Below are 10,512 nucleotides of genomic sequence, written 5' to 3' on the forward strand. Positions count from 1 at the left end.
CGTATCTGGCCGGTCCGCACCAGGACCACGTCCCCGGCCCGTACCGCGGTGCCCGCCAACTCCTCCGCCGCGGACAGGTCTTCCGGTGTCACCGCGTGGTCACCTGGCAGTCGGTGCCGCGGAGAACGCCGAGCGGCGGACCCACCCGCTCAACACCCACCCGCTCAACACCACGCTGGCGGTGGTCGCGACGGACGCCGCCCTCACCCGCGCCCAGGCGCAGAAGCTGGCGGGCACCGCGCACGACGGGCTCGCCCGCGCCGTCCGCCCCGCCCACTCCCTGTCCGACGGCGACACCGTCTTCGCCATGGCGACCGGCCGCCGCCCCCTCGTCCCGCCGGGGACGGCCGACGCCGCCGACCCCGCCTTCGGTGTGCACATCGAGGCGGGCGCGGTGAACGCCGTCCTCGAAGCGGGCGCCGACACGCTCACCCGAGCCCTCCTGCACGCCGTCCTCGCCGCGGAGACGGTGGACGGACCGGGCGGACTCTTCCTCTCGTACCGGGACGCGTACTACGGCGCCTGACGGCTTCGGCACGGCTTCGGTACGGCGCGGGGGAGCGATGGGGCTCCCGCCGCGCCGTGCTCGGTCCTGGCGTCCTGGTGTCCTGCCGTTCTGGAGTCCTGGCGCGGTCAGGCGCCGTACGGGACCCCCGCGCGGGTCCGGGTCCTGCGGCGGGCCGGGCGTACCGCGCGTACCGCGTCCTGGTGCACCCGCTCGATGAGCGCGCCGTAGGCGGTCACCATGCGGGTCTGGCTGAAGCGCTCGCGGCTGCGGGCCAGCGCCGGGGCGAAGTCGGCGGCCAGCGCCGCCGCCCGCGACCAGGCCGCGGCGATCGGCTCGGCCTGCGCCGGGGTGAGGAAGCCGTGCCCGGCGACCAGATCCGCGCAGTCCCCGACATCGGTGGCCACCGGCACCGCGCCGCACATCATGCCCTCGATCAGGCACAGCGGCGCCGCCTCACCCGACGACGACGTCAGTGAGACCACGTCCGCGGCGGCGTACACCGTCTCCATGTCGTGCCGCACGCCCAGCAGCGACAGCCGCCGCAGCAGACCGGGAGCGTCGCCGAAGGCGGCCGTGATGTCCGCCGTCAGCTCCGCGTTGTCCGCGGTCATCCCGGCGCCGCACATCAGGACGTGCGCGCCGGGGTCCCGCCCGAGGTGGATCCTGGCCGCCCGCAGGAACAGCGGCACGTTCTTCATCGCCGCGTAGCGGGCCGCGAAGACCGTGACGGGCGCGTCCGCCGCGATGCCGAGCGAGGACCGCATCGCGGCCCTGCGGACCGCGTCGGGCCGGAACCGCAGCAGATCGACGCCGTTGGGGATGATGTGCATCAGCTCGGCAGGGATGCCCGCGGCGACGTACGCGGCCCTGGTCGACTCCGCGCAGCAGACGCACGCCCGCACCCGGCCCGCCGCCACCGCGGCGCGCAGCGCGTCCAGCGCGGGGCCCTGATTCTCCGGATCGGACCTGTGCAGGCACACCACCACCGGCCGGTACGGCAACCCGGCCTGGTTGAGGAGCGCGAGCGGCTGTTCCTTGAGCGAGAGGAGTACGTCGGCCGCCGCCGTCGCCCTGGCGGTGGCCGCGAGCTCCGCCCGGCTGAACACGTCGGCGCCGCTCCCGTGGCCGCCCTTACGACCGGCCTTACGGCCGACCTCCCGGGCGTCCTCACGGCCTTCGCCGCCGAAACGGTCGCGCAGGGCGGACACCGGCACACCCGCCGCCGTGAGCGCCCGGTAGCAGGCGTCCTCGGTCATCGGCTGCCTGGTCGCCTCGCGGTGCATCTCACCCTCGATGCTCAGCACCGCGTGCCGTTGCGCGCCGCCGCTGAGACCGCGCACGACGTCGCTGTGCAGAATCCTCGCACCGCCGGAAAAGAAGCCCTCGTAGATCGACAGCACACGCAGTTCGTTCATGACGCGCACCCATCGCAGGTCCCGCTCTGCGGGAAATTGACAAACCTGGTTGACCAGCGGATTAGCCGCGATGGGACCACCTAAAACTTGCGCGCGTGTGAATTCCAGATTTCACGGAGTGACGCTTTCTGTAACGCGCGGTGCGGATATGGAAATATGCACACCGAAGGGTGCCCGGCGGCCGGGCGATAACCGTGCCGTATTCCACGCGGCCGGACCGGGCGGCGTGCCCCGACTCCGCTCCCGACTCAGTTGCCCCCGCCCGGTGTTGGCCCCTCGCGCGTGGTGGGCGCTCGTGTGTGTGACCCGCGTGTCCCGGGGCAGAAGGCCCTTATGGGAATCATCAGTTGGGTCATCCTCGGTCTGCTCGCCGGGGCCGTCGCGAAGATTCTGCTGCCCGGTCGCGATCCGGGCGGCCTGGTCGGAACCACCGTGATCGGCGTCGCAGGGGCGTTCGTCGGCGGCTGGCTGTCCGCCAAAATCCTCGACAAGCCGGTACAGCACCACTTCTTCGACGCCGCCACCTGGGGCGCGGCGATCGGCGGGGCGCTCGTACTGCTCATCCTCTACCGCATCTTCTTCGGCGACTCGCGGGACGCGAGGCGCTGACCGCGGGTCACCCGGGCGCACGGCCGGAGGGCGGCACCCCCACCGCGGGGGTGCCGCCCTCCGGCCGTGCGCCCGGTCCTGCCGTGAGCGGTATGAGACGTATCCGGCCCGTGAAAGCGCATTGCCCAGAACGCCCGACTTCGGATTCACATGTTGTAGGCGTTGCCTCAGAGGCGACCGCCGGAGACCCCAATATCGATTCAACGAATCGATCCGATGTTTACTTCTTGACGTACGGAGCGTCACGAGAGTTGACTCGCCTGCACCCGGGTCGCGGTGTTGCGGCCCAGTCAGGGAGGGGCAACCGCGCATGAAGGCAATGACGCGACGGCTCATCGTCGGAACCGCCGCCGTTTCACTCGCGCTCACCACCTTGGCCGCCTGCGGCAAAGCCCATGACAACTCGTCAGGCGGCGGCAAGGACAAGATGATCGGTCTGCTGCTCCCGGACACCACGACCACCCGGTACGCCAAATTCGACCGCCCCCTGATCGAGGCCAAGATCAGGGAACTGTGCTCTGACTGCAAGGTCAGCTACGACAACGCCTCGGCCGACCCGACGAAGCAGACGCAGCAGGTCAGCAGCATGATCGCCAAGGGCGTCAAGGTGCTCATCCTGGACGCGCAGGACTCGGTCGGCATCCAGTCCTCGGTGCAGGCCGCGGTCGACAAGGGCATCAAGGTCGTCGCGTACGACCGCCTCGCGCAGGGTCCGGTATCGGCCTACGTCTCCTACGACAACGAGAAGGTCGGCGAGTTGCAGGGGCAGGCGCTGCTGGACGCCATGGGTCCCAAGGCCGTTCCCTCCTCGAAGATCGTGATGATCGACGGCGACCCGGCCGACCCGAACGCCGCCTCCTTCAAGGAGGGCGCGCACAAGATCCTCGACGGCAAGGTGGACATCGCCTACGAGCAGTCGGGTCTTTGGAAGGACACCGTCGCCAACCAGAAGGTCACCGCGGCGATCACCCAACTCGGCAAATCCGCCATCGCCGGTGTCTACTCGGCCAACGACGCCATGGCGGGCGGTATCGCCACCGCCCTCAAGGGCGCGGGCATCAACCCGCCGCTCACCGGTCAGGACGCCGAACTCACCGCGATCCAGCGGATTCTGGCGGGCACTCAGACCAGCACCGTCTACAAGGCGTACAAGCCGGAGGCGGACGCCACCGCGCAGATCGCGATCGACCTGCTGAACGGCAAGGACGTCAAGTCCGTGGCAGACGGCACCGCCAAGAGCGGTTCCGGCCAGGACGTCCCGGCGAAACTGCTGGACGCCATATCGGTGACCAAGGACAACATCAAGGACACGGTCATCAAGGACGGTCTCTACACCACCGCCCAGATCTGCACCGCCGAATTCGCCCAGGCGTGCAAGGACGCCGGAATTCAGTAGGAGACGCCTCGAGCGGGACGCGCCTCCAGTGGGTGACGCGTCCGGCGAGAGACGTCCGTCGGCGGTTTCGACCGGCCGGGTCAGGGGCGCGTACCGCGTACGCCGTATCCCTCGGCCCGGCCGGTGGTCACACCGCCGAACCCTTCGGGGGCAGCGCGCCGCCTCGCGGACGGTCGGACTCCCAGCTCACGAAGCGCCCCGACTCGCGGACCAGGCCGGTCATGAACCACAGCACCACCGCCGAGTCGTCCGTCCACCCGAGAACCGGGATGACGTCCGGGATCGCGTCCAGCGGCGAGACCACGTAGACCGCCGCCAGGACCGTGAAGGCCAGCAGCTTGGCGCGCGACAGGCCCGGATACCGGCGGTGCAGCACCGCGCTGACCAGGCGCGGTGTCGCCACCAGCCGCCGGAACAGGCCCGGTTCGCCCGGCCGGCGCGTCTCGCGGTACAGGCCCCACGCGGAGCGGCCGGTGCGCAGTGGCACAGGCGCCCTGCTCGGCTTGCGGTCGCTTCTGGCCATGGCGGCGGCTCCTTCGGCGTACGGACGGACAAGGGGATACGAGGGGAGGACGGGCGGAGATCAGGACGGGCGGAGATCTGACGTTTTAGGCCGGGCGGAGACCTGACGGCCCCACTGTCTCCGCCTACCCCCTCCGCCTACCCCCGATCCGGCCGTGCGTGACGTCGCCACGCCCGACCGGCGGCCTCCGAGGGCGAATCGGGTGATCCGGTTGTCTGATGTCCGTACGGCTTCGGGCGCCATCGCCCTCACAAACTCCTCACGTTGAGCGCCGACCGCCTGGGCAGGCGAGTACCCACGGGCCCGGTACGTGGGCCCGACACTCCGCACCCGACGAAAGGCGGTGTCTCCGTGAGCTGGCAACACCAGGCCGCATGCCGCACCGAGGACCCCGAGCTCTTCTTCCCCGTGGGCAACGCCGGACCGGCCAAACTCCAAGTGCACAAGGCCCAACGGGTCTGCGCGGACTGCCCGGTCAGGGAGACCTGCCTGAGCTACGCCCTCGACATGGGCGAAAGCCTCGGCGTGTGGGGCGGCACCAGCGAGGAGGAACGCCGCACCCTGAAACGTCGGAGGTCTCGGCAGCAGGCCGCGGTGGCCCGCGCGTCGGCGGGCACCGCGCAGCCGCAGGTCACGCACCGCGGCCCTTGACCGGCGTCAGCAGATCCCGCTCCAGGACGACGGACAGCGACAGCGTCCGGTATCCGGCGGATTCGAACAGCACGGTGACCGTGTCGTCAGCGACGCCCATCACCTCGCCCTGACCCCACTTGTCGTGCAGGACCCGGACGCCGGGCGCGTACCGGCCGTGCGAAGCGGCCGTGGCCCCGGCGTCCGGCCGCTTGCGGCTACGGCGCCAGGTACGCGCCCGGCTCCCGCCCGGCGCGGCTGCCGCGGCTGACTCCTGGGCACCGGAACCGGACTCCGCGTCGTGGCGGGAGTCGCCCCGCGAGCCCGTACCGCGCAGGACACCCGCGTGACCGTCCGTGCCGGAGGCCAGGCCGCCGGATCCGGACGCCGAACCGCACGTGTCGCAGTTGCCGCAGCCACCGGGGAGCGCTTCGCCGAAGTAACCGAGCAGGAACGCCCGCCGGCAGCCGTCGGTCTCCGCGAAGCCGCGCATCATGTCCACGCGGGACTGCTCCAATTGCCGGTGGCTGTCGGCGGTTTCCAGCGCCCGCTCCACCGCCGCCTTGCGCGCCGCGGCCGTCGCGCACTCCGGCGTCAGCGACACCTTCCCGTCCGCCGCCGTACGGACCGCGCCCGCCTGACCCAGCAGATTGAGGACCGCGGTCAACCGGCTCGCCGTCAGACCGGTGTCGCCGCGCAACGCCGTCACGGAGACCGCGGCGGGCTCCTTGGCCGGCCTCTTCCCGGCCGCCTTGCCCGTCGTGTGCTCGGCGGACCGCTCAGCCGACCGCTCGGCGAGCTGTTCCGCGACCAGGGTGAGGGCGTCGGCGTCCGGGCGGCCGGAAGAGAAGAACCGCCGCAGCCCCAAGTCCTGCGGTCGGTACGCCACGTACGCCCGCGCCGGTTCCCCGTCACGGCCCGCGCGGCCGATCTCCTGGTAGTACGCGTCGAGCGATCCCGGTACCGAGGCGTGCACCACGAACCGCACGTCGGCCTTGTCTATGCCCATGCCGAACGCCGAGGTGGCCACGACGACCGCCAACTCCCCGCTCTGGAAGCGGTCCTGGACGGAGGACCGCTCCGTGGCGCGCAACCCCGCGTGGTACGCGGCGGCGGACACCCCCGCGTCCCGCAACTCCTCGGCGTACGACTCGGATTCGCGGCGGGTCGCGGTATAGACGATGCCGGAGCCGGTCTCGGCGCCGACGCGGTCGAGGACCGCGCGCCGCTTGGCCTTCTCCTCCTGGAAGTAGCCGACCGCCAGGTGGATGTTGGGCCGGTCGAATCCGGCGATCACCTCCTGGGCGCCGCGCATGCCCAGCAGTTGAAGGATCTCCGCGCGGACCGGCGCCGCCGCGCTCGCGGTGAGGGCCAGGACCGGCGGGCGGCCGATCCGTTCGCGCACGGCGCCCAACCGCAGGTAGTCAGGGCGGAAGTCGTGGCCCCAGGAGGAGACGCAGTGCGCCTCGTCCACCACGAACAGCGCGGGACGGGCCTGCTTCAGCCGCAGGATGACGTCCTCCCTGGCCAGTTGTTCGGGCGCGAGGAAGATGAAGTCCAGGTCGCCGCTCTCCACCCGGTCCCAGGTCTGCGCGTTCTCCGCGTCGCGGTGCGTGGAGTTGACCGATGCCGCGCCCGGTCCTTCGCGCTTGAGTAGCCCCTCGACCTGGTCGCGCTGGAGGGCGATCAGCGGGGAGACCACGACGGTCGGCCCCTTCAGCAGGACGCCCGGCACCTGGTAGACCGCCGACTTCCCCGCACCCGTCGGCATCACGACGATGACGTCCTTGTGCCGCATCACCGCCTTCATCGCCTCCAGTTGCGGCGGACGCAGGCTCGGCCAGCCGAACACGTCACGTGCGCAACGCCGTAGCCGACGGGCGGTCGATCCGAACATGCTGCTCCCTGCGGTCGTGGGGCTTGAGGCGGTCGGCCGATGAAGGCCGGTCGATGAAGGGCGGGCGCCGGGGCGCGGTGTCGGTGGTCGAGTCACCGTCGGCGGCGTGATCGGGCAGACGGAAGGCGCCCTTCCCGGGGTCGGGTTCCATGCGGAACTCCTCAAGGAAAGGCGCCTGCGTTCATATCATCCGGATGCCGGGCGTGGCCGGGACCAGGACCCATGGATCAACGACGGCGCGGCCTCGACCGGTCGAGGGCGGCGATACCGACGGCGGCCAGACCGATCTGGATGAGCCACTCGATCCAGTCGACTCCGCTGGTGTCGTCCACGTTGAGACCGTGAGCGATGGCGGCTCCGATGAAGGCCGCCACGATGCCGATCAGGATGGTCCAGATAACACCGATGTGCTGACGGCCGGGGACCACGAGCCGACCGAGCACGCCGATGATAATGCCGATGATGATGGCACTGATGATGCTGGAGATCTCCATGACGTCCCTTCTTGTCGTACGTGGCCACCCACGTGCGTCCTCGGCGGTCGTCTGCCCCTGAAGAACACGAACACGCACTCGGCCCCGGGGGAGGGGGAGTTGGGCCGAAAGGAGCGCTTCGCGCGGCCGGGTCCGACGGGTTCCGGCCTGCGGCCTCCCGGTGAAGCGTCCCGGGACGGAGCGTTGTGGCGTGTGGTGTCCCGGCATGGAGCGTCCCGGCCGCCGGCCCTTGCGGGCGGCGACCGGGACGGGGTGCTCGGGAATCGGTCCGACTACTTGCAGTCGTCCTTGGCCTCGGGGTGCCAGACGTGACCCTCGTGGCCCCAGTGGCCCATCCCGTCGTGGTTCGCGCCGTCCCAGCCGGCGTTCTCGTGGTGACCGCCGCCGTTGTAGCAGGTGTTGCCGAAGGCGGGGTTCAGCGCGCCGATCAGGTTGATCGAGTTGCCGCAGGCGTTGATCGGCACGTCGATCGGGACCTGGATCAGGTTGCCGGACAGGACGCCGGGCGAGCCGATGGCCGCGCCGGTGGCGTCGGCGTCAGCGGCGGCGACGCCACCGCCGGCCAGCATGATCCCGCCGACGAGCGCGGCCAGGACGGCGCCGTTGCGCATGAGCTTCATGGGTACTCCTTTGGTGCTGGTGGTCTGCACTGAGCCCACCGGCATGCGGAGTGTGATCATCCGCCTTGCCGGTGTCCGCACTCAGAGTTCGCCACCCGTCGTCGGGCCGGTCGCTGCCGCGCCCGCAAGTCACTCGTCCGGACGGCAGCGAACACCGCTCCCCGGGTGAGCCCACGGCGCGGCTCCGCCGGATGGCTCTGCCGAACCTCTCGGCCCGGTGCCTCGGCCCGGCGCCGCGGGCCGGTGCCTCTGCCGAATCGAGCGGCCGGAATGCGGGCGACGGCGGCCGGGACGGCGACGGTTCAGGAGTCGGCTGGGTGAGGCGGTGTCAGCTGGGCAGACGAGCCGACAGGCCAACCACCGGAGGACATCATGCCGCTGACGTTCCGTAAGTCGTTCCACATATTTCCCGGCGTACGTATCAACGTGAACCGGAAGTCGCTGTCCCTCACGCTCGGACGCAGGGGCGGCGCGCACCGCACCTGGTCGACCACGGGACGGCGGACGACCTCCGCGGACCTGCCGGGCCCCTTCGGCTACCGGCACACCGACCGCCGCAAGTGACCCGCGCGGGTGATCGCCCCGCCCGTATCAGAGACCGGAATCCCGCACGAGGGCTCGCGGTGCCTGGCAACGCCAGGCGCCGACGAGCAACTCCCGCAGCTCGTCCTCGGCGACGGCCTTGAGCCGTACGAGCACGGCGGGGAATCCGTTGTAATGCGGCTCGGTGAAGAACTTCGCCGGGTCGGAGGCGAGGAGCGCCTCCTTCTCCTCCTGGCCCGCGACCCGGACGGCCACCACGTCGGTCCGCGGTACGCGGGCCTGCTTCGGGTCGGTCCGCTCCAGCCACACCCAGGCGAATTTCTTGTGCCTGCCGCCGTTCGGCACCGACACGGACATCCCGTCATCCGCCGCCACCGCCTCCGGCAGGGTCAGCGCGATCCGGCGCACATCGTGATGATCAGCCATCTCCGCATCCTCCATGGAATGCGGGTGCCCGCGCCCGTGGTGGCCATGCCCCGCCGGGACATCCGCCGGGCGGCGTACGGGCGGCCGATACGTGAGCGGCATGTGATCCGCGAGCGGGGGCACACGGAGCCTCAAAGGTCGAGGACCTGTCCGGTACCGCCACCGGCCGGGTCCCGTCGTTCGGCGAAAAGAGACTCGATGCCCGACTCCTGCTGCCACGCGGTGACGGCGTCGATGCCGCTGCCCAGCGGCCACCGGCTGCGGATTCCGGCATGGATGGCCTACGACCCGCAGGACTGCCTCGCCGTGCGGATGACCTTCGGCCTCGGCGGCCCCGAGACCGCCGTCTGGATCTTCGCCTGGGATCTGCTGGCCAGGGGCCTGACCGGAGCCGTCGGCCTCGGCGACGTCCGGGTCACGCCCTCGGCCGGAACCGGCTCCCGGCTGCTGATCCGCCTCGGCCGCCCCGGCGAGGACGCCCGCGTCGAACTGGACACCGCTCCCGTGCGCCGCTTCGTCTCCTTCGCCCAGGAGCGTGCCCCGCTCGACACCCGGACCGTCCGGCCCGCCCTGGACGCCGAACTCTCCCGCATCGTCGAGCGAGCCTAGAACGTGGCGTCCCGTCAGGTCTGGCGCAGTGGCACGTAGGTGTCGGCGGTCAGGCCGAAGGTCCAGGCCACACCCTCCTTCGCGGACTTCGTGCCGGGCGGCACCCGCAGCCAGTACGTACGGCTCGTGCCGTCCGGCTCCGGCGTGGAGTTGACGACCTCGACCATCGTCACGTCCTCGTCGCCGGTCAGCGCGATCCGCCAGAGGATCCCGGTCTCGTCCCGGTGCACGGGGACCGCGCCCGACTCGGTCAGATAGCGGTCGTAGCCGTAGTGCTCCAGCATGACGCGGCGCAGTTCCGCGTTCTCCTCGCCGCGTATCCGCTCCGGCGTGAGGGTGCCCAACTCACGCAGGAACTCGGCGGGGACCGGCATACCGCGCCAGGCGTGCAGCGCGAAGCCGTCGGGGAAGGCGAGCGCGGGACCGTCGGCCCGGTCGAGGCGGCCCGCCTCGTCGCGGTGCAGTTCGGCGGGGCGCTCGCAGACGATCGCGACGCGCTCGTAGGGCCACCACCAGCCCGCCGAGCGCGCGACCGCCGCCAGCCCGTCCAGCGGGGAGCCCTCCTGCGTGTCGAACGCGCACAGCCAGGCCGCCTCGTGCTGGCCGAGGACCGCGTCGAGCAGCAGCAGCCGGATCTCCGGCTCCTCCTTCCGCCCCCGCGCCAACTCCTCGACCACACCGGCCCTGATCCGGCCCGCCAGCGCCTGCGTACCCTCCCACAGCCGCGCCCCGGTCGCGTTCCACCGCTCGCTCCAGCCCGTGGGACCGAGCGCCGCGTGCAGCCGGGCCCGCTCCGCGGCCCACGGCCGTCCGCGCACCTCGTCCCGCACGCTGTGGCCCTT

General features: G+C 71.4%; 13 protein-coding genes and 2 pseudogenes. 6 read left to right on the forward strand and 9 right to left on the reverse strand.

Going from position 1 to position 10,512, the window contains the following annotated elements:
* Positions 1–113: pseudogene (locus BGM09_RS19940) on the reverse strand (cyclase family protein); the annotation flags it as partial.
* A gap of 2 nt (positions 114–115) precedes the next feature.
* On the opposite strand from BGM09_RS19940, the pseudogene BGM09_RS19945 reads away from it, so the two are divergent.
* Positions 116–526, forward strand: a pseudogene (locus BGM09_RS19945) (P1 family peptidase); the annotation flags it as partial.
* A 107-nt stretch (positions 527–633) separates the two neighbouring features.
* On the opposite strand, the gene BGM09_RS19950 reads toward BGM09_RS19945, so the two are convergent.
* Positions 634–1,923, reverse strand: a complete 1,290-nt coding sequence (locus BGM09_RS19950) for a glycosyltransferase (protein WP_223187313.1) — start codon at positions 1,921–1,923, stop codon at positions 634–636.
* A gap of 333 nt (positions 1,924–2,256) precedes the next feature.
* Between BGM09_RS19950 and BGM09_RS19955 the strand changes: the two genes are divergently transcribed.
* Together BGM09_RS19955 and BGM09_RS19960 are read left to right on the forward strand one after the other, a co-directional pair.
* Complete coding sequence (locus tag BGM09_RS19955) at positions 2,257–2,532, forward strand: GlsB/YeaQ/YmgE family stress response membrane protein (RefSeq protein WP_188283011.1); 276 nt, start codon at positions 2,257–2,259, stop codon at positions 2,530–2,532.
* Positions 2,533–2,842: 310 nt separating this feature from the next.
* Positions 2,843–3,928, forward strand: coding sequence for a sugar ABC transporter substrate-binding protein (locus tag BGM09_RS19960; protein ID WP_188283012.1), 1,086 nt, complete (start codon positions 2,843–2,845; stop codon positions 3,926–3,928).
* A gap of 127 nt (positions 3,929–4,055) precedes the next feature.
* Here the strand turns inward: BGM09_RS19960 and BGM09_RS19965 are convergent, their stop codons facing one another.
* Positions 4,056–4,451, reverse strand: a complete 396-nt coding sequence (locus tag BGM09_RS19965; protein WP_188283013.1) for a YkvA family protein — start codon at positions 4,449–4,451, stop codon at positions 4,056–4,058.
* 351 nt (positions 4,452–4,802) lie between these two features.
* Here BGM09_RS19965 and BGM09_RS19970 point away from each other — a divergent pair, with 351 nt between their 5' ends.
* Entirely contained in the window at positions 4,803–5,102 is a 300-nt protein-coding gene (locus BGM09_RS19970) for a WhiB family transcriptional regulator (RefSeq protein WP_188283014.1), read from the forward strand.
* On the opposite strand, the gene BGM09_RS19975 is transcribed toward BGM09_RS19970, so the two are convergent.
* The 4 genes from BGM09_RS19975 to BGM09_RS19990 all read right to left on the reverse strand — a co-directional run bounded on the left by BGM09_RS19975 (position 5,083) and on the right by BGM09_RS19990 (position 8,092).
* Positions 5,083–6,978, reverse strand: a complete 1,896-nt coding sequence (locus BGM09_RS19975) for a RecQ family ATP-dependent DNA helicase (protein ID WP_188283015.1) — start codon at positions 6,976–6,978, stop codon at positions 5,083–5,085. The two genes, BGM09_RS19970 and BGM09_RS19975, sit on opposite strands and share 20 nt — an antisense overlap.
* The gene (locus BGM09_RS19980) at positions 6,935–7,129 is read right to left on the reverse strand and encodes a hypothetical protein (protein ID WP_188283016.1); all 195 of its coding nucleotides are present in this window, start codon (positions 7,127–7,129) and stop codon (positions 6,935–6,937) included. The genes BGM09_RS19975 and BGM09_RS19980 overlap by 44 nt, the downstream gene beginning before the upstream one ends.
* Positions 7,130–7,205: 76 nt before the next feature.
* Positions 7,206–7,472: a GlsB/YeaQ/YmgE family stress response membrane protein gene (locus BGM09_RS19985; RefSeq protein WP_188283017.1), complete on the reverse strand. Its 267-nt coding sequence runs from the start codon at positions 7,470–7,472 to the stop codon at positions 7,206–7,208.
* 272 nt (positions 7,473–7,744) lie between these two features.
* A complete protein-coding gene (locus BGM09_RS19990) occupies positions 7,745–8,092 on the reverse strand; it encodes a chaplin (RefSeq protein ID WP_411158339.1) in 348 nt (115 codons plus the stop codon).
* A 372-nt stretch (positions 8,093–8,464) separates the two neighbouring features.
* On the opposite strand from BGM09_RS19990, the gene BGM09_RS19995 reads away from it, so the two are divergent.
* Entirely contained in the window at positions 8,465–8,656 is a 192-nt protein-coding gene (locus BGM09_RS19995) for a DUF4236 domain-containing protein (RefSeq protein ID WP_188283018.1), read from the forward strand.
* A gap of 27 nt (positions 8,657–8,683) precedes the next feature.
* Here BGM09_RS19995 and BGM09_RS20000 read toward each other — a convergent pair whose 3' ends face one another.
* Entirely contained in the window at positions 8,684–9,061 is a 378-nt protein-coding gene (locus tag BGM09_RS20000; RefSeq protein ID WP_188283019.1) for an MmcQ/YjbR family DNA-binding protein, read from the reverse strand.
* A gap of 198 nt (positions 9,062–9,259) precedes the next feature.
* Between BGM09_RS20000 and BGM09_RS20005 the strand changes: the two genes are divergently transcribed.
* Entirely contained in the window at positions 9,260–9,670 is a 411-nt protein-coding gene (locus tag BGM09_RS20005; protein WP_188283020.1) for an SsgA family sporulation/cell division regulator, read from the forward strand.
* 14 nt (positions 9,671–9,684) lie between these two features.
* Here BGM09_RS20005 and BGM09_RS20010 read toward each other — a convergent pair.
* The coding region (locus tag BGM09_RS20010) for a DUF6745 domain-containing protein (protein ID WP_188283021.1) at positions 9,685–10,512 on the reverse strand (828 nt) is incomplete at its 5' end.

The sequence above is a fragment of the Streptomyces sp. CBMA29 genome, from assembly GCF_014596445.1.
Taxonomy (GTDB): domain Bacteria; phylum Actinomycetota; class Actinomycetes; order Streptomycetales; family Streptomycetaceae; genus Actinacidiphila.

What these genes read in the sequence shown, in the direction of transcription:
- BGM09_RS19995 (WP_188283018.1), top strand. Translation starts at nt 8,465, where the DNA reads ATGCCGCTGACGTTCCGTAAGTCGTTCCACATATTTCCCGGCGTACGT.
- BGM09_RS20000 (WP_188283019.1), bottom strand. Translation starts at nt 9,061, where the DNA reads ATGGCTGATCATCACGATGTGCGCCGGATCGCGCTGACCCTGCCGGAG.
- BGM09_RS19980 (WP_188283016.1), bottom strand. Translation starts at nt 7,129, where the DNA reads ATGGAACCCGACCCCGGGAAGGGCGCCTTCCGTCTGCCCGATCACGCC.
- BGM09_RS19990 (WP_411158339.1), bottom strand. Translation starts at nt 8,092, where the DNA reads ATGAAGCTCATGCGCAACGGCGCCGTCCTGGCCGCGCTCGTCGGCGGG.
- BGM09_RS19975 (WP_188283015.1), bottom strand. Translation starts at nt 6,978, where the DNA reads ATGTTCGGATCGACCGCCCGTCGGCTACGGCGTTGCGCACGTGACGTG.
- BGM09_RS20005 (WP_188283020.1), top strand. Translation starts at nt 9,260, where the DNA reads ATGCCCGACTCCTGCTGCCACGCGGTGACGGCGTCGATGCCGCTGCCC.
- BGM09_RS19960 (WP_188283012.1), top strand. Translation starts at nt 2,843, where the DNA reads ATGAAGGCAATGACGCGACGGCTCATCGTCGGAACCGCCGCCGTTTCA.
- BGM09_RS19950 (WP_223187313.1), bottom strand. Translation starts at nt 1,923, where the DNA reads ATGAACGAACTGCGTGTGCTGTCGATCTACGAGGGCTTCTTTTCCGGC.
- BGM09_RS19985 (WP_188283017.1), bottom strand. Translation starts at nt 7,472, where the DNA reads ATGGAGATCTCCAGCATCATCAGTGCCATCATCATCGGCATTATCATC.
- BGM09_RS19955 (WP_188283011.1), top strand. Translation starts at nt 2,257, where the DNA reads ATGGGAATCATCAGTTGGGTCATCCTCGGTCTGCTCGCCGGGGCCGTC.
- BGM09_RS19965 (WP_188283013.1), bottom strand. Translation starts at nt 4,451, where the DNA reads ATGGCCAGAAGCGACCGCAAGCCGAGCAGGGCGCCTGTGCCACTGCGC.